Genomic DNA, 16,842 nt, shown 5'->3' on the forward strand with positions numbered 1-16,842 from the left:
ATTGAATGAGATATGTTAAGGCTCATGTCTAAAAATAGGGGGTTAGACCGGTTCAAAACGGTTATGTTTTAGAAAGTATTATTGTTTCTCTTCCATCTTTTCTCTATGTTCTCTGCGTCTCTGTGGTTTCTTGCTGTTTTACATGTTTTAAAGAATGTAAAGATCACATAATATATATTAATTTTCCAGTGTAGAATGATGCCTTAGTTTATCGAGAATTAGTAGTTGTTTGGGGCTGATGATTGTTATGAAACCTTCTGTTTGTAGTTTGGAAAACTTACGGCTTAATGTTTCTCTTGTAGTGCCGAATAAGTTAGCCAGTTCATGTCTTGGCAAGTTATGGTGAGTCGGATACCTTGAGGTGTGACAACCCCTTCTTTTTCTCCCATAATGAGCAGCCAAGTAATCAGGCGCTGTTCGATGGTTTGTAAGGTAAGATTGCTGATGAATTTTTCTGCATAAACGAGTCTTTCGGTCAATGCTTGCATAATACGGGTTGAAATCTCTGGATTTTGGTGCATAATCATTTTTAAATCATCACGAGACAGAAGACAAATTCCAGTATCATCTAATGTTTCTGCATTTAGAAAATAGTGTTGTTCATCCATAAATAAAGCGAGTTCACCAAAAAAATCACCAGGTTCTAATAGACGCACGATTTGCTGTCGCCCATCCTCTGACATTTCATAGACTTTTACCCGACCAAAGCGCACAATATAAAGATGCTTAGCTAGATCTCCCTTCGTAAAAAGAATTTTACCCTTTTCATAGCTTTTCTTCTTGATCAAGGTATTAATTTTTTGTAATTCCGTAAGATGCAGCATCTTGAAAATAGGAACAATACTCGCGCAGATATGCTCTTGAGAATTTGTACATGTATCCATAGTCATACCTCAATTATTTAATCTTTTTACTTATATTATAACGTGAATGATTCATAGTAAAAAGTTTATTTTCAAAATCGATTTGTATCACGTTTGATCTTTATTTCACTTTTTTGGGTATGGCAGGAAATTAAGTAATTATGTAGAAAGATAACCAACAAGGTAGAGGTAATGATATATAAGTAGAAGGAGATTTGTCGAATGAAAACATTGAAAAATAAAATTGTCTTTATTAGTGGTGCCAGCGGTGGTATCGGCAAAGCTTGCGCTGACTTATTTGCAAAAGCAGGGGCAAAACTAATTATATCTGCAAGAACTGTAGAAAAGGTCCAAGAAGTAGCTAATGAAATAAAAGAGAAGTATCAAACAGAAGTATTGGCGCTGCAATTGGATGTGCAAGATAAAAAGGCTGTCAATGAACTCATCGATACATTGCCTTTGGATTGGCAGAAAATTGATATACTCGTCAATAATGCTGGTTTAGCCCGAGGCTTGGACAAACTTCACGAAGGAGATCCAGCAGATTGGGAAGCTATGATTGATACAAATGTAAAAGGATTATTGTATCTTACCAGAAAGATTGTTCCTGAGATGTTAAAACATAATTTAAATGGTCATGTTATTAATATTGGTTCTACTGCAGGGATTATAGCTTATTCTGGGGGAACGGTATATTGTGCTACGAAAGCAGCGGTTAAGTTCATTAGTGATGGACTTAGAATGGATGTCGTAGATACTCCAATACGAGTAACTAATATTCAGCCAGGTATGGTAGAAACTAATTTTAGTGTAATTCGTTTCCATGGCAACCAGCAGCAAGCAGATAATGTATATAATGGTATTGAGCCATTAGTAGCGGAAGATATTGCTGATATTGTTGTTTATGCAGCCAGTGCACCAGCTCATGTACAAATATGCGAGGTAACCGTCACTCCTACCCATCAGGCAACAGGCGGTATTGTACATAAAGAGAAAAAATAAAAAAGACTAGGGTCACGATGACTGTAGTCATCAGATCCGTTTGTTTGTAAGGTAACCATTTAGATATAATCGTCTAAATGGTTATCTTTTTTATAGTCTAGAAAGTAGGAGTATTTAAGTGCGAAAAATAGATTTTATGAACCACAAAGGCGCAATTAGTTTTATTTTCTTTAGGGGGCGTCAGCATTTTCTTATTTCACAAAAAATTCTTTGTATACAAGGGTACGTCAATGTGATAAAATAAATTTTGGTCTTTTGGAGAAGATAATGAAAGCAAGAAAATAGAATAGAGGTGTTTCATGCGTGGATTCATGGTTTAAATTAGAAGAGCGAGGGACAACGGTATCTACAGAGATAATGGCAGGTATTACGACTTTTTTGACAATGGTATATATCGTTATTGTCAATCCTGCGGTTTTACATATTGCTGGTATGGATTTTGATGGTGTTTTTATGGCTACCATTTTAGCAAGTGCATTGGCTACTTTGATTATGGGGATATTCGCCAACTATCCTATTGCTATAGCACCAGGAATGGGAATGAATGCATACTTTTCTTATAGTGTTGTATTAGCAGGGGGACATTCATGGCAGGTCGCATTAGGAGCAGTATTTCTAACCGGGATTATCTTTTTGCTTCTTTCCTTAACAAAATTTCGTTATATTTTGATTGATTCGATTCCGACAAGTTTAAAACATGCGATTACCGCAGGAATTGGCTTATTTATATCTTTCATTGGATTACAAAATGCGAAAATTGTCATTGCATCGCCCGCGACATTAGTTACTCTAGGAAATTTGGCAGAACCGATTACCTTAATGACAATTATCGGTCTTGTGATCTCCTTGATATTAATGGTCTATCGTGTGCAGGGAGCCTTATTTGCTGGCATGCTGATTACTTCCGTTATCGCCTATTATAAAGGAATGTTGGTGCTGCCAGAAAGTTTGTTTATGCTGCCCCATGGTTTAGAGAATACTGCCTGGCAAATGAATGTATCTGGAGTTTTTGAACAAGGACTCTATGCAGTCGTATTTACCTTTTTACTAATTACCTTATTTGATACTACAGGAACGATGCTTGGTGTGGCAGAGCAAGCAGGATTACTAAAGGATGGCAAGTTTCCTCGCGTGCGGGGAGCACTGCTGGCAGATGCTGTTGGAACTACCGTTGGTGCTGCTCTTGGTACAAGTCCTACTTCCGCATATGTTGAGTCAAGTTCAGGAGTTGCTGTAGGCGGACGAACCGGTCTGACGGCTGTAGTTACTGCCATCCTGTTATTAATTACTTTGTTTTTTGCTCCTATTGCCAAAATGTTGGCTAGCATTCCTGCAGTTACTGCGCCTGCTTTGATTATTGTCGGTTTCTTTATGATGAGCGGTTTGCGCAGTATTGATTGGAATGATCTGGAGGAAGCTTTTCCCGCCTTTTTGATTGTAATTGCCATGCCTTTGACATATAGTATTGCTACAGGGATTGGTGTTGGCTTTATTGTATATCCTATTTTAAAGGTGCTAAGAGGTAAAGGTAGAACCGTTCACCCGATCTTATATGTATTCGCTATATTGTTCTTTATACAGTTAGGCTTTTTTAGCCATTAGGAAAAAGAGTGTTAGGCCATGAGACTAACACTCTTTTTCTAAAGAGGTATTGTAATATTTCCAGGAAATATAGCGAAGATTTTTTGTAAACAATTAATATTCATGTTTTTAAATACATTGTATCGTATATTTTTGAAATCAGATCTGCTGTTTAGTGAAACATATCGTCTATACGGATAAGAAGAGGTGTTTATATGCAAAAGGATTTTACAGCCCTAGGTATTCGACGGGAAATAGGTGCGATTCTAACTGAGAATGGTATTACAAAGCCCACAGAAATACAAGTTCAGGCTATTCCTGCGATCATGTCCGGCAAGGATGTTGTTGGGCAGTCTCAGACAGGAACAGGCAAAACATTAGCCTTTATACTGCCGATTTTAGAAAAAATTGAAATCAGCAAACCTATCGTACAAGCATTAATTATTACACCAACCCGGGAATTAGCCCTCCAGATTACCCGAGAAGTGGCAAAGTTAGCTGATCAATTAGGAATACAGGTGTTATCTGTATATGGTGGACAAGATGTGGATCGACAAATTAAGAAGTTAAAAGGCGGAGCCCAAATCGTCATTGGTACTCCAGGACGATTAATGGATCATCTGCGGCGAGAAACGATTCAGCTTGAAAATGTTACGAAACTCGTTTTGGATGAAGCGGATCAAATGCTGCATATGGGTTTTTTGGAGGATGTGGAGGAATTAGTTCGACAAACTTCGAGTAAACGCCAAACTATGCTGTTTTCAGCAACGATGCCTTCTAAAATTCGCGGATTAGCCGACCGTTACATGCGAAAACCATTGGATATACGCATACAAACAAAAAATATTACATTAGATGAAATCAAACAGATTATGGTAGAAGTACCTGAGTCCGAAAAAATTGCCAAGCTAAGTAGTATGATTGATGAATATCGACCCTATTTAGCAATTGTTTTTTGTCATACCAAAAAGCGTGCAATAGCCGTAAATATGGCTCTTAGTCAAAAGGGTTATGAAACAGATGAACTTCATGGAGAATTGTCCCAGCCGAAACGGGAACAGGTTATGAAGCGTTTTCGTGAAGCTAAAATACAAATTCTAGTGGCTACTGATATTGCTGCCAGAGGTCTGGATGTAGAAGGTGTTACTCATATATTTAATTACGATATACCTCATGATGTAGACAGCTACATTCATCGTATCGGACGTACAGGGCGTGCAGGGCAAGCTGGTATGGCCATTACACTGATTGATCCTCACGAGCAGCCTTATGTAAGATTGATCGAGCAAGGTATTCGCGCAGCAATCGAAAAGCATAAAGTCAATGATCAAAAAGTGGTTAGTACCGATAAAAGAAGACTGTTTAATGCAAAAGGTGAAGAGGGAAAAGCAGGAGTAGAAAAAAAAGAGAAAAAAAGAGCCTTCGTTTTTGGAAAAACGGATAAGAAAAAAACGGGAAACCACAGCGGAGCAAATTCAAGAAGCCGCCGCAAGCCAAAAGAGAATGAAAAAGGTGAACAGCAGGTTCAGCCAGGAAGAGAAAAAAGAAAAAATAGATAAAGGTAATCGAAAAAGAGTGGTAATTGTGTAATACCTTGACAATTACTCACTCTTTTCTTATATAATGTAGATAACAACAAAGGAGGTAGAATTGTGAATTTTAAATTAGCACATAATAATATTAATGTCTTGGATCTAGAGCGAAGCATGAATTTTTACAGTAAGGCTCTTGGGTTGGTTGAGACATCCAGGAAGGATATGGATGGATTTACCTTGGTTTACCTGGGAGATAGACAGACTCCTCATAAACTGGAATTAACATGGATGAAAGACCGAAAAACTGCTTATGATTTAGGTGAAAATGAGTTTCATTTGGCCTTTATCACAGATGATATGGAAAAGGCACATACTTTACATAAAGAAATGAATTGTATCTGTTATGAAAATAAGGCGATGAATCTTTATTTCATTCAAGATCCAGACGGTTACTGGCTGGAGATTATGCCAGAGCGATAAATACATGATCAGTAAAGAGGACAGGGTTGTTAAACGTTAACAATCCTGTCCTCTTTACTGGTTTTCCTACTATAGAATTTATGAACCACAAAGGCACAATGCCGCTAACGCGGCACGCAAAGGAGTGCACAAAAAATAAATAAACCCCCTTTGTGTCCTTTGCGTCTTTGTGGTTCCATTCGTTTTATCGGTTTTTTAAAGGACGCATAGCGTTTTTCTTACACTACTAATTTTGCAATAAAGAGATCTTTATTTTTGCTGAGGTCAATAAATTCACCATTAGCAGTACGTACAACAAGAGACATATAAAAAGGATGATTATAAACGACTTCTGCTGTACGGCCATCGTTTAGTTCTACATTCACATTGAATACAAAGCTTTCTAAATAATGGTCAAAAGTGTCAATGATAGCAGTGTCAAACTTAGTGGCACCATCTTGGGTTAACCTTTTGCGAATCGCAAAGAAATTAGGCGGCGTATTCTTTTCATGAAGCAGAGAATCAAAGAAGTTGGCAAATGCAACAATTTGGGCGTATGAATGAATCTTAGTAGTGGCTAAATGCAGAGGAAACCCGCTGCCGTCTTGATATTCATGGTGCTGCAGCAAAATCAGATTGGCTTCTCTAGGCAATCTCAAACTTTTAATGATTTCATAGCCAGCTTGTACATGACTTTGATATTGTAATTCTTCTTCCGCTGACTGACAGTCACTCTTATAAAAGATAGTTTCTGGCAGCTTTATTTTGCCGATGTCATGGAGTAATGCCCCTAAGGCAATGATATGTATTACTTCGTCAGGATGCCCTAATAGTTTAGCGATTTTGGCAGAAATAATGGCCACCGATATGCTATGATTTGCCAAATTCTCCTGCCTGGAAGGAGTGATTTCTCTTTTGAGTGTATAAGCAAGCACTCCTACGGTCGTTGCTGCATAGTGGCAGATGATATTTGCCATGACGGTAAGAGGCATAATATCTTTTGTTTGTGGCAGCTCAAATAGTATTTTTGAGAATTTATCAGAAATATCATGATACTGTTGAGTGGATTTTTTATTAAAGATGGTAGGCAGCTCTTCTACAGGAGGAGAATCACTGTCAGCTATTTTTTTAATTTTATCAAAAAGCTGAGAATTTTTGGAGACAATTTCATCGAATTGTAAGGATAGGCGAATGTCATCATCTGTATCTTTTTCTTCTCGTACTCTGATTTCTTGTATCTCCCATAGTTTTAATAAACTGATGGTTTTATCAGTGAGACTGGTGCCAGCTGCTAGTAAGACTTGTCCTTCGGGATTTAAGATATGCTCGGCGATGACATCTCCCTTTTTAAGTTCATTTATTTTGACTTTTAACATATTTATATCCTCCTAAGTTAAAAAATCAGTAAGAGTGTCTGCTTTGTAGTTCTTTTTTCTAGAGTGAAACTAATTCTATCTAAAATAATATAACAAAATATAAGAATTGGCGAGAAAAAAATCTAAAATCAAGCAAACTTTAATGTCTAAAGATACTCTATAAAGGATAAAAAAGTAGAAAAATGCAGGATAATGATGAAAAAAGTAGAAATGAAGGAGGAATATGCTTATGAGGGGATGTTTTTTTTAGTGTCAAGGTGGGAAGAATTATTTAAAAATATTCAGCAGGATATAAAGCTATTTGTGTTTGTATTGGGAATATTTTGCTTATTTCGTATTGGCTTTATTATTATATTAAATTCTTATATTAGCGAAGCTGCAACCTTTCAGGATATTGCTATGGCGCTTTATTATGGGATACGGATTAGTTTAAAGAGCACGGGTTTAGTGGTTGCAGCTTCTTTTATACTTTGTACCTTACTCAATGTATTTAATAAAGGTGCCATAGGAATCAATCTACGTTATATTCTGGGCTGTACTTATATTAGCCTTCTTAGCTTATTATTTTATGCTAGGATTCCTTACTATGAACAATTTCATATGGGGTTTAATCAATTGTTATTTAATACGTTTAATGATGATGTTCATGCACTGTTTTATACCTTGGTAGAGCAATATAAATTGCCTGTACGTTTGCTATTGACTGGAGTGACAGCACTGGCATTATGCCGCTTATTGAAAGTATGGCTGGGAACAAAGACATACCATCTGCCGTGTTTTTCCAAGTGGTACGGCAATATTGCTTTTCGTACTGCGCTCCTAATTATCGCATATTATCTCGTTCTCTTTATTCGCTTTGGCGGCAGCATGACCTATGCCTATAACATTGACTGGGAAAATTCAGGCGTCACTAAGGATGAATTTTTAAATGAAGCCATTTTAGATGATGTTCAAGCCTTATATCGGGCTTATACACTCCATGAGCGGATAATGGCATCAACAGGGTTAGATATGGACCCACAGAGGATGGTAGAGTATGGAACGTATGTGGCTGGTCATCCAGTAGACTCCCAAAAGGTAGACGATTTCTTAAAAAAAGAAGCCCAGGGAGGAAAGATTAAGAAACCGCAGCATGTGTTTTTAATCATAGGGGAAAGCTATGCCAATTGGCCGCTGCTGCCTCAATATAAAGATCTGAATATCGCTAATGGTATGCGAAATATTATAGCTCAAGAGGATGCGGCCTATGTGCCTGCTTTTCTGCCCAATGGCATGAGCACTATTTCAGGAATCATGGGAATTGTTACAGGTCTGGCAGAGGCGAATCTGTATCTTACTTATTTGCCAGAGTCTTACAAGGAACCTTATTCCACATCTCTTGCTCCTCAAATGAAAAAACTTGGCTATAAGCCTCGGTTCTGGTATGCGGGACCCACATCTTGGGAGCGAGTAAAGGACTTTACCTTAGCTCAAGGATTTGAGGAATTCTATGGCATGGGGGATATAACGAGCCAGTCTGGTAATGTTTGGGGCTGTGACGATAAATATTTATTCCAAGCGGTTGCCTCTGGTGTAGATCATCCCACGCCAACTTTTGATGTGATTATGAATATTTCCAATCATGCTCCTTATACAGTGGATTTAGAGAAAGAGGGATTTGATAGGGACAGTGTAATTAGTGGATTACCTGATAATGTAAAAGAAGATCAGGAGCTTATAAAAAAACTAGGACATTTTTGGTATGCTGATAAGGTTATGGCTGAGTTTATTAGGGATATGCGCCAGCAATACCCCGATAGCCTGTTTATTATTGTCGGTGATCATGCAGACCGACTCAATATCCAATTGAATCCTAGCTTATATGAACGTTATGGGATTCCCTTCATTGTCTATGGAAAAGGAATTGATAAGAATGTGTTTTCTAAAGAAGTGGCAGGCAGTCATATTAATGTGTCACCTACGATCCTAGAATTACTGTCTCCTCCCGGCTTTGTTTATTATTCACTAGGGGAAAGCATGACACGGGGGAATGGAGTAGGTTTTAATTACGGGTTTTGGGTTACTCATGATTCTATAGGGAAAATTGGCAGCGATAGCAAAGAAAGTATGGAGGGAATAAAAATGACGTCTGCTTTGGAGGAGAATTTCATTCAACGGGATATTGATGCGAGAAGGGCGATGTCTTGGTGGCGTATAAAAAATGGAAAGAATATGAAAATCATAGAATAACATACAGGACTTAGCAAGGATAATGTGGAATAAATATAGTTAAGCCAAAGAATGATCAATTGCAGAGAGGAAGAATATGAATGACAAGATCCTTTACGTTATATCGTGATCAATTAAAAAAACTCTTAGCGCAAGTGGAAAACAATGTTGAAAAAAATCCGTTGGCTACTGATGGGATTACGATTATGATTTCAGATAATGATCGTTGTTTAAAAGTGTTTCAAAAGGTTGGGCATGATTGGATTTACTTGGATCAAGAAGAATTCTGTGAGTGGTATTAAAATAAACCCCGTTCATTTCCTTTATGAGCAGGATCCAAAGTGATAGGAGGAAGCTATGCTGAGTGGAACAGAGCGTAAAAATATAAAAGCAGGCAGCAGAGTAAAAGTTGTACAAAAACAACATCAAGGTACTGGACAACTGACAGAAGGTGTGGTAAAAGATCTGCTTACTAATAGTGCGATTCATCATCGGGGCATTAAAGTTCGATTGGAAAATGGCACGGTAGGCAGGGTTCAAGAAGTGATTCGATAGTTTGTTATAGACTAGTATATTACGTCATTTAGAACATTAGATAAGTGCAAAATTACCATTGCTTTTAGGTGACGTAATGTAAGTATCAAGGAAGGACCAAAGGCATGAGGGATATAGTTGTTACCCAGTCAAGAAGAAGTCGTAAAAATAAGGAATTGGCAATTGGCAGGAGAGCATTATTTGGTGGTGTGAAATCGATATTATACATTGCAGCCTGGGCCTTCTTATTATATGTATTGCAGCCTTTTATTACGGCGGTAGCATGGTGGAAGGGGCATCAAATGATGATGGAGAATGTCTTGTCTTTATCTGTAATTAATACAATTTTTACTGTAATGGAATATATCGTTTGCTTTGGTATGGTTACCCTTTTCGCAATGCTCTCCTGGTCAGAATGGAATCATTGGCGTTTATCCCGCCCTGTACAAAGTAGTTTATTTGTAAGATTACAAAAATAAGTGAGGCAGGAGAAATAAAAGAAACTCCTGTCTCACTTATTTCTTTTAGTAGCTCAATGATGTGATGTGCTTTTGATTAGGGAAAAAATATAGTAGAGTCAGAATCTTAAGTTATAAGATTCTAGAATAAATAGGTGTGAGAGATGGAACAAACATATTCCTTACGGGAAAAAGTAAATCAATTCTTAATTATTTTATTACCGATTTTAGTAACACAAGTATGTATGTGCGCTATGACGTTTTTTGATACGATGATGTCGGGACGTGTCAGTCCCAATGACCTAGTTGGTGTTGCCATTGGATCTAGTATATGGATGCCTGTTTTTACAGGGCTAAATGGGATTCTTTTTGCTATAGTTCCTATTATTGCCCACTTTTTGGGAGCGCAAAAAAAAGAAAAGGTGCCCTTTGCGGTCATTCAAGCCGTATATTTAGCCATAGCAATATCCATTGTAGTTATTATTTGCGGCTTTTATGTGATACATCCTATATTGAATAAAATGGAACTCAATGCTTTATCCTATCAAATTGCTCATGATTTTCTAGCAGCAATTTCTTTTGGGATTATTCCACTGTTTATTTCCACAGTTCTTCGCTGTTTTATTGATACCTTAGGTTATACAAGGGTAACGATGCTAATTTCTATGGTAGCATTACCAATCAATGTACTGCTTAATTATGTATTGGTTTTTGGTAATTTCGGTTTTCCCCAGTTGGGTGGTGTTGGAGCAGGATGGGCTTCTGCTATTACCTATTGGTGCATTGCCATTATTAGCGTGTGTGTTATTCAAAGCAGAGAACCTTTTAAATCCCATCAGATATTTAGCTCTTGGTATCGCTTTTCTTTAGCGGCCTTAAAAGAGCAGTTAAAGATTGGTATACCAATTGGTATCGCGATTTTTTGTGAAACGAGTATATTTGCAGTGATTACTTTGCTAATGAGTGAATTTAGTGAAGTCACAATTGCAGCCTATCAAGTAGCCATTAATGTGGCGGCCCTAATTTATATGATGCCACTGAGTATTTCTATGGCTTTAACAATTGTAGTAGGCTTTGAAGCAGGGGCTAAGCGGTATCAAGATGCTAAACAATATGGCTATCTGGGTATTGGAATTGCATTGCTTATGGCAGTCATGGCTGCCATCATATTATATTTTGGTAACGAGCAGATATCCAGTTTATATACAGCGGATATGGATATTAGGCATCTTGCGGAGCAATTCTTGCTATATGCGATTTTTTTTCAATTATCAGATGCTATCGCAACACCGGTCCAAGGCTGCTTGCGGGGCTATAAAGATGTTCGGGTTACATTTATTATGGCAATGATTTCTTACTGGGTTCTTGGATTGCCCCTAGGGTATGTATTATCCCATCATTCCGGGTTGGGAGCCTTTGGTTATTGGATCGGTTTGATTGTAGGTCTAGCCTTTGGTGCAACTTGTTTATTGGCAAGACTAATGAGAGTGCAGCGTAAGTATGGTGAGATTTTAAAAAAAATCGTCTCCCTGTTATAAGGGAGACGATTTCTTTTAAAGCTAAAGTTTATAAGTTTTAGAAGGAAACGTTGAACACAGTGAGCACAGAGTATGCAGAGGACACTGAGGCGATTTTATTATCATATCTATCTTTTCTCTATGTTCTCTGTGGTTCGGCTCTATTATAGGGTGGTTAAAGGGTGCACGACTTTTCTTACCAGGCTGCTGCTACAGAACCTTTAAAGTGCTCATTAATGAAGGATTTTACTTCATCAGAGTGATAGGCTTTGATGAATTTTTGTACAGCTGGATTTTCTTTATCTTTAGAACGGACAGCAATAATATTAGCATAAGGAGAGTTGATATCTTCAATGGCAATTGCATCTTTAGTCGGTACTAAACCAGCGGTAATTGCGTAATTGGTGTTAATGGCGGCAACATCCGTATCAGCTAGGGAGCGGGGGATTTGTGCTGCATCTAACTCTTTGATTACTATTTTTTTAGGATTTTCAGTAATATCAGTAACAGCCGCTTTCAGTCCGATTCCCGGTTTTAATTTAATAAGACCAATTTTCTCTAGCAATAATAAAGCTCGTCCTCCATTGGTTGGATCGTTAGGAATGGCAACGATGGCTCCTGCTTGTATATCCGCTATATTTTTCAGCTTGCTTGAATAAATACCCATTGGAAAAATGACTGTGTTGCCCACTGAGACGATATCATAATTGCGGTCTTTAATAATATTGTCAAGGTAAGGTTTATGTTGGAAACTATTGACATCAATATCACCTTGGTTTAATGCTACATTCGGTTGAATATAGTCATTAAATTCAACGACTTCGATCTTTAAGCCATCCTTTTCGGCAATTTTCTTTACTACGTCCATTACTTCAGCATGAGGGCCGGCTGTAACACCAACTTTTAGTGTTTTCTGTTCTACTTTTGCAGTACTTTGTTGACCGCAGCCAGTTGCTAAACCTAGAATAAAGACAAGGGATAGGAAAAGGGAAATGGATTTTATGGATTTTTTCATTTATATGCCTCCTAAAAATATATGATTTATTTCAATTTTTGCAGTCTTTCGATTGCTGCTTCTAATGTTGCAAATTGTTTGCAGAAACAAAAACGGATAAAACGATGTTTGTCATTGGCATCGTCCTGATAAAAACTAGATCCCGGTACGACTGCAACCCCTACTTTTTCAGCTAAATGACGGGCAAAGTCTACATCATTCTTCCAGCCAAAAGGCGCTATGTCTGCCATAATATAATAAGCTCCGGCTGGGCGAATGCAATTAAAACCGATAGCAGCCAATTCCTTTAACATAAAGTCGCGACGCTTACTGTAAAAATCTGCTAACTTTTCATAATAGGTGGTGGGAAAGTTTAAGGCCTGGGCGGCGGCTACTTGCAGGGGAGCGGCTGCTCCTACCGTCAAGAAGTCATGCATTTTACGTATGGATCGGCTGATTTCGCCGGAAGCAATCACATAACCAATGCGCCAGCCTGTTACGCTATAGGTTTTCGAAATGCTATTGATGGTTATGGTTCGTTCTGCCATGCCGGGCAAGGTAGCCAGAGGAATGTGTTTTATTTCATCATAGATGATGTGTTCATAGATTTCGTCTGTAATTGCCAAGACATCATATTGAATACATAGTTTGGCAATGAGATCCAGCTCTTCACGGTTAAAAACCTTACCAGTAGGGTTATTTGGAGTATTAATAATAATGGCTCTGGTGCGGTTTGAAAATGCCGCTGTTAATTCTTCCTTATTAAAGCTAAATTCTGGTGGATGCAGTTGGACGTATTTGGGACTAGCGCCACATAATACGGCATCAGGACCATAGTTTTCGTAAAAAGGCTGAAATATAATGACTTCATCCCCAGGGTTAATAGTGGCTAAGAGGGTTGCTACCATGCCTTCTGTTGAACCGCAGCATACGGTGATTTGAGTTTCCGGGTCAATATCAATGTTATAGTCTCTTTTGTTTTTCAAAGTAATAGCATCTCTGAGTGACTTAGTCCCCCAGGTAATTGCATATTGATTGTGATCTTCTAAAATTGCTTTAACAGCGGCCTCTTTTATTTGATCCGATGCCGGAAAATCAGGAAAGCCTTGTGCAAGATTAATGGCTTTATGAGCGGCAGCAATACGAGACATTTCTCTAATAACTGATTCTGTAAAACGACCAGCTTTTTCTGAGGCATATTTACGCAGAGTTTGAGCTTGTTGTGAATTTTGATTCATAGTATTGACTCCTTTGCATTTACAATAAAAAAATCTTCTTCATAAGATGAAGAAGATTCTATTTTCAAAAATGATCTTCATCTCCCAGGAAATTCCTGTTGGAATTGGCACCGTTCGCATTGCGCGGTGGTTGCCGTAGCTTCATCGGGCCAATACCCTCGGCTAACTCTTGATGAATGTATGTAGTTGATGAAAGTAATAGTAGCATGAGTTTCTACTTGGTGTCAAGGAGAATTGAGAAAATAGTATCACTCGTCAATTGACATGTAAACTTAACGAAAGTATAATGTGTTAATATGAATGGAAGTCCATTGTAAAAACACTTATATTCATAATTGAGGAGGATTATCGTATGGGGCAGACAAAAACAAGTTTTCGATGGAAATTAGCAGGACTTATGTTTTTTATTAGTTTTATTTCTTACATGGATCGAGTCAATTTATCAGTAGCCACTCCCACTATTATGCAAGAATTAGGCTTTACCAAAATGGATATGGGATTTATACAGACGGCTTTTTTTGTTGGTTATGCTTTGATGCAAATACCAGGTGGAATCATGTCTGAATTTTGGGGGCATCGCAGGGTGCTGGCGATAGCAGCTACTTGGTGGTCCGCCTTTACAGTATTAACAGGGGCATGTAGTAACTTTACCTCATTTATTCTGGCGAGAAGTCTGTTTGGCATAGGCGAAGGTCCTATGGCACCTGCTTTTGGAAGATTTATTTACCGTTGGTTTAATAATAATGAAAAGGGACGTGCTTCTTCGTTTATGTTAAGCGGTGTATTTTTTGGACCGGTTGTTGGTCCAACGCTTACGATCCTATTAATGATGAATTTTGGCTGGCGTTCCGTATTTATTATTTTTGGTGGAGTGGGTTTACTATTGGCAGCACTTTGGTATTATTTAGCTAAGGATACTCCCCATGAGAGTAAGTTTACCAATGCTGCAGAGGCAGATTACATAGAAGAAGGTCTGATGGTAGATAGTGATAAAAAAGAACTGGCACCTTGGCGTGCTTTTTTGGGATCTTCCCAGTTTTGGGCCATTGGGATTCAATATTTTATAACTGATTATATTATGTATGTATTTTTAGCTTGGTTGCCATTATACTTAATAGAGGCTCAGAATTTTTCTTTGCAGAAAATGGGGATTGCTGCTTCTTTTCCTTGGGCGGCATTATGTATAGTAACGGCTACATGCGGCTATATCAGTGATAAATTAGTCGCTTCCGGTGTGTCAAGGCATAAATCCCGCACTTTATTTGGTATTCTAGGATTAATTATCTGTTGCATAACTCTTTACCTGGGAGCAGTGGCAACTGTGCCTTGGCTGAATGTATTATGGCTAACGATATCCTTAGGATCTCTTGGACTTACTTTTAATGCTTCATGGGCAGCTTGTCTTGATATTGGAGGTAAATTTGCTGGATCTATAACTGGCTGGATGAATTTCTGGGGGAATATGGGCGGCATTGCTGCTCCAGTTGCTACAGCATGGGTTGCAACGAATTATGGCTGGCAGGCAGCCATTCTCACAACTGCAGCTTCAGCCGTGATTGGCATTGTTGCATGGTTAGCTGTCAAGCCTGATAGACCTTTAGTATTAAAGGAAAATAATAATCTTGAAAAAATTGCATAGGAGAGATGCTAGATGTTAAAAGAATTTTCATTTGGTTTTGGTGATAGTGAAATTAAAGTAGCTTTGCCGGAAGAACGCGTTGTGAATGTTGTGGAAGGTAAACCAGCGAAAGCAATTTTAGATGTAGAAGCTGCTGTTCGTGAGGTACTGAACAATCCAATTGGTACTCCACCTCTAAAGAATGTAATACAGCAAGGTGATAAAGTGGTCATCGTTGCTAGTGATATAACTCGTCAATGGGTACGTCATGACTTGTTTTTACCTACGTTGCTGAATGAACTGAATAAAGTTGGTATACCTGATGAAGATATTTCCCTTATTGTTGCACTTGGCGCCCATCGCCATCATACTCATGAGGAAAATATACTGACTTTTGGTCAGGAAATTGTGAAACGTATAGCGATCCTACAAAGTCATGCGCCAGAAACGGATGAATTTGTTTATGTGGGTCAAACTTCACGGGGAAAAGATGTCCACTTGAATAAGCACGTAGTAAACGCCGATAAAGTCATTTTAACGGGTGGCATTGTTCACCATCTAATGGCTGGCTTTGGTGGTGGACGTAAAGCCATCATGCCAGGGATCTCCTCTTATAGCACGATTCAGGAAAATCATAGTTTATGTCTTCATGCAGTAGTTGGAGAGGGGGTAAGTCCAGAATGTACTGTTGGCAAATTGGAAAATAACCCTATGCATGCAGATATGCTGGAAATGGCAGAATTACTTAAACCAGCCTTTTTATTAAATGCAGTGTTTACACCAGAAGGTCAGTTTGCCTCTTTTGTTGCCGGTCATTGGTATGAAGCTTGGCTCCAAGGTTGCAAAACGGCTAATGAGATATTTGGTGTTCCCATAAGCGGAAAAACTGACTTGGTCATTGCTTCTGCTGGAGGATTCCCGAAAGACATCAATCTGTATCAGGGGTCGAAAACCATTGGAAACTCCTTCATGGCGGTAAAATCCACAGGTGTAGTGATTTTACTGCTGGAATGCCGTGATATTATGGAGCCGCCTGATTTTAGTGGTTGGTTTAACTATGATTCTCTGTATGAGCGAGAATTGGCTTTACGAAAAGGTTTTACCGTTCCAGGCTTCATTGCATTAAAACTGGGATATATGGCAAAGGAAGTTCCTCATATTGTTGTTTCATTGCCCCAGAATAAGGGCTTTTTTGAAAAAGCAGGCATGCTGACTGCTGCCAGTTTGGATGAGGCAATCATCATGGCTGAAAAAATAATAGACAAGAAAGAATACACGATCACCGTCATGGCTCATGGAGCCAACACAGTACCAATCGAAAGTGCTTGATACGAAAGATAAATAGAGGAAGGGAGTTTATAATTGGTGGGATTATAAACTCTCTTTTTTGTCTATATTTATAATAGACAAAAAAGGGAGCATGAGAATATAAATAGAACCCTTTGTGTCCTTTGCGTCT

At 38.3% G+C, this 16,842-nt stretch carries 16 protein-coding genes and 1 riboswitch; of the genes, 11 read left to right on the plus strand and 5 right to left on the minus strand.

The features are described from left to right. Positions 1-177: 177 nt before the first annotated feature. Together LMF89_RS20785 and LMF89_RS20790 are read right to left on the minus strand one after the other, a co-directional pair. Positions 178-336 (minus strand): helix-turn-helix domain-containing protein, encoded by a 159-nt coding sequence (locus LMF89_RS20785; protein WP_229536752.1) that lies wholly within the window; start codon positions 334-336, stop codon positions 178-180. Beyond that, a complete protein-coding gene (locus LMF89_RS20790) occupies positions 285-884 on the minus strand; it encodes a Crp/Fnr family transcriptional regulator (RefSeq protein ID WP_229536753.1) in 600 nt (199 codons plus the stop codon). The genes LMF89_RS20785 and LMF89_RS20790 overlap by 52 nt, the downstream gene beginning before the upstream one ends. A 201-nt stretch (positions 885-1,085) precedes the next feature. On the opposite strand from LMF89_RS20790, the gene LMF89_RS20795 reads away from it, so the two are divergent. The 4 genes from LMF89_RS20795 to LMF89_RS20810 all read left to right on the plus strand — a co-directional run bounded on the left by LMF89_RS20795 (position 1,086) and on the right by LMF89_RS20810 (position 5,461). Beyond that, entirely contained in the window at positions 1,086-1,865 is a 780-nt protein-coding gene (locus tag LMF89_RS20795) for an SDR family NAD(P)-dependent oxidoreductase (protein ID WP_229536754.1), read from the plus strand. Between the two features lie 303 nt (positions 1,866-2,168). Then, complete coding sequence (locus tag LMF89_RS20800) at positions 2,169-3,467, plus strand: NCS2 family permease (RefSeq protein WP_229536755.1); 1,299 nt, start codon at positions 2,169-2,171, stop codon at positions 3,465-3,467. Between the two features lie 194 nt (positions 3,468-3,661). Further along, complete coding sequence (locus tag LMF89_RS20805; RefSeq protein ID WP_229536756.1) at positions 3,662-5,005, plus strand: DEAD/DEAH box helicase; 1,344 nt, start codon at positions 3,662-3,664, stop codon at positions 5,003-5,005. A 93-nt stretch (positions 5,006-5,098) separates the two neighbouring features. After that, positions 5,099-5,461, plus strand: coding sequence for a VOC family protein (locus LMF89_RS20810; RefSeq protein WP_229536757.1), 363 nt, complete (start codon positions 5,099-5,101; stop codon positions 5,459-5,461). A 218-nt stretch (positions 5,462-5,679) separates the two neighbouring features. On the opposite strand, the gene LMF89_RS20815 is transcribed toward LMF89_RS20810, so the two are convergent. Then, positions 5,680-6,816, minus strand: coding sequence for an HD-GYP domain-containing protein (locus tag LMF89_RS20815; protein ID WP_229536758.1), 1,137 nt, complete (start codon positions 6,814-6,816; stop codon positions 5,680-5,682). 195 nt (positions 6,817-7,011) lie between these two features. Between LMF89_RS20815 and LMF89_RS20820 the strand changes: the two genes are divergently transcribed. The 5 genes from LMF89_RS20820 to LMF89_RS20840 all read left to right on the plus strand — a co-directional run bounded on the left by LMF89_RS20820 (position 7,012) and on the right by LMF89_RS20840 (position 11,554). Then, positions 7,012-9,045, plus strand: a complete 2,034-nt coding sequence (locus LMF89_RS20820; RefSeq protein WP_369412669.1) for an LTA synthase family protein — start codon at positions 7,012-7,014, stop codon at positions 9,043-9,045. A gap of 80 nt (positions 9,046-9,125) precedes the next feature. Next, complete coding sequence (locus LMF89_RS20825) at positions 9,126-9,326, plus strand: hypothetical protein (protein ID WP_007937084.1); 201 nt, start codon at positions 9,126-9,128, stop codon at positions 9,324-9,326. 55 nt (positions 9,327-9,381) lie between these two features. Beyond that, positions 9,382-9,579, plus strand: a complete 198-nt coding sequence (locus LMF89_RS20830) for a YwbE family protein (protein WP_007955975.1) — start codon at positions 9,382-9,384, stop codon at positions 9,577-9,579. 104 nt (positions 9,580-9,683) lie between these two features. Next, positions 9,684-10,037 carry a poly-beta-1,6-N-acetyl-D-glucosamine biosynthesis protein PgaD gene (locus LMF89_RS20835; protein WP_229536760.1) on the plus strand — a complete coding sequence of 118 codons (354 nt, stop codon included), beginning with the start codon at positions 9,684-9,686 and terminating at the stop codon, positions 10,035-10,037. 143 nt (positions 10,038-10,180) lie between these two features. Then, positions 10,181-11,554 (plus strand): MATE family efflux transporter, encoded by a 1,374-nt coding sequence (locus LMF89_RS20840; protein ID WP_229536761.1) that lies wholly within the window; start codon positions 10,181-10,183, stop codon positions 11,552-11,554. A gap of 175 nt (positions 11,555-11,729) precedes the next feature. Here LMF89_RS20840 and LMF89_RS20845 read toward each other — a convergent pair whose 3' ends face one another. Then, positions 11,730-12,548 (minus strand): MetQ/NlpA family ABC transporter substrate-binding protein, encoded by an 819-nt coding sequence (locus LMF89_RS20845; RefSeq protein ID WP_229536762.1) that lies wholly within the window; start codon positions 12,546-12,548, stop codon positions 11,730-11,732. A 26-nt stretch (positions 12,549-12,574) separates the two neighbouring features. Continuing rightward, complete coding sequence (locus LMF89_RS20850) at positions 12,575-13,765, minus strand: pyridoxal phosphate-dependent aminotransferase (RefSeq protein ID WP_229536763.1); 1,191 nt, start codon at positions 13,763-13,765, stop codon at positions 12,575-12,577. 74 nt (positions 13,766-13,839) lie between these two features. Beyond that, positions 13,840-13,944, minus strand: a riboswitch (SAM riboswitch). A gap of 173 nt (positions 13,945-14,117) precedes the next feature. On the opposite strand from LMF89_RS20850, the gene LMF89_RS20855 reads away from it, so the two are divergent. Together LMF89_RS20855 and larAH10 are read left to right on the plus strand one after the other, a co-directional pair. Continuing rightward, positions 14,118-15,404 (plus strand): MFS transporter, encoded by a 1,287-nt coding sequence (locus tag LMF89_RS20855; protein WP_229536764.1) that lies wholly within the window; start codon positions 14,118-14,120, stop codon positions 15,402-15,404. Between the two features lie 12 nt (positions 15,405-15,416). Continuing rightward, positions 15,417-16,712 (plus strand): NPN-dependent 2-hydroxyacid racemase, LarAH10 family, encoded by a 1,296-nt coding sequence (gene larAH10 / locus LMF89_RS20860; protein ID WP_229536765.1) that lies wholly within the window; start codon positions 15,417-15,419, stop codon positions 16,710-16,712. Positions 16,713-16,842: the final 130 nt, after the last annotated feature.

The sequence above is a fragment of the Pelosinus baikalensis genome (assembly GCF_020819555.1).
GTDB lineage: Bacteria > Bacillota > Negativicutes > DSM-13327 > DSM-13327 > Pelosinus > Pelosinus baikalensis.

Coding starts and splice junctions, on each gene's coding strand:
- LMF89_RS20825 (WP_007937084.1), top strand. CDS start 9,126: ATGACAAGATCCTTTACGTTATATCGTGATCAATTAAAAAAACTCTTA.
- LMF89_RS20790 (WP_229536753.1), bottom strand. CDS start 884: ATGGATACATGTACAAATTCTCAAGAGCATATCTGCGCGAGTATTGTT.
- LMF89_RS20805 (WP_229536756.1), top strand. CDS start 3,662: ATGCAAAAGGATTTTACAGCCCTAGGTATTCGACGGGAAATAGGTGCG.
- LMF89_RS20855 (WP_229536764.1), top strand. CDS start 14,118: ATGGGGCAGACAAAAACAAGTTTTCGATGGAAATTAGCAGGACTTATG.
- LMF89_RS20850 (WP_229536763.1), bottom strand. CDS start 13,765: ATGAATCAAAATTCACAACAAGCTCAAACTCTGCGTAAATATGCCTCA.
- LMF89_RS20845 (WP_229536762.1), bottom strand. CDS start 12,548: ATGAAAAAATCCATAAAATCCATTTCCCTTTTCCTATCCCTTGTCTTT.
- LMF89_RS20840 (WP_229536761.1), top strand. CDS start 10,181: ATGGAACAAACATATTCCTTACGGGAAAAAGTAAATCAATTCTTAATT.
- LMF89_RS20820 (WP_369412669.1), top strand. CDS start 7,012: ATGAAAAAAGTAGAAATGAAGGAGGAATATGCTTATGAGGGGATGTTT.
- larAH10 (WP_229536765.1), top strand. CDS start 15,417: ATGTTAAAAGAATTTTCATTTGGTTTTGGTGATAGTGAAATTAAAGTA.
- LMF89_RS20815 (WP_229536758.1), bottom strand. CDS start 6,816: ATGTTAAAAGTCAAAATAAATGAACTTAAAAAGGGAGATGTCATCGCC.
- LMF89_RS20830 (WP_007955975.1), top strand. CDS start 9,382: ATGCTGAGTGGAACAGAGCGTAAAAATATAAAAGCAGGCAGCAGAGTA.
- LMF89_RS20795 (WP_229536754.1), top strand. CDS start 1,086: ATGAAAACATTGAAAAATAAAATTGTCTTTATTAGTGGTGCCAGCGGT.
- LMF89_RS20835 (WP_229536760.1), top strand. CDS start 9,684: ATGAGGGATATAGTTGTTACCCAGTCAAGAAGAAGTCGTAAAAATAAG.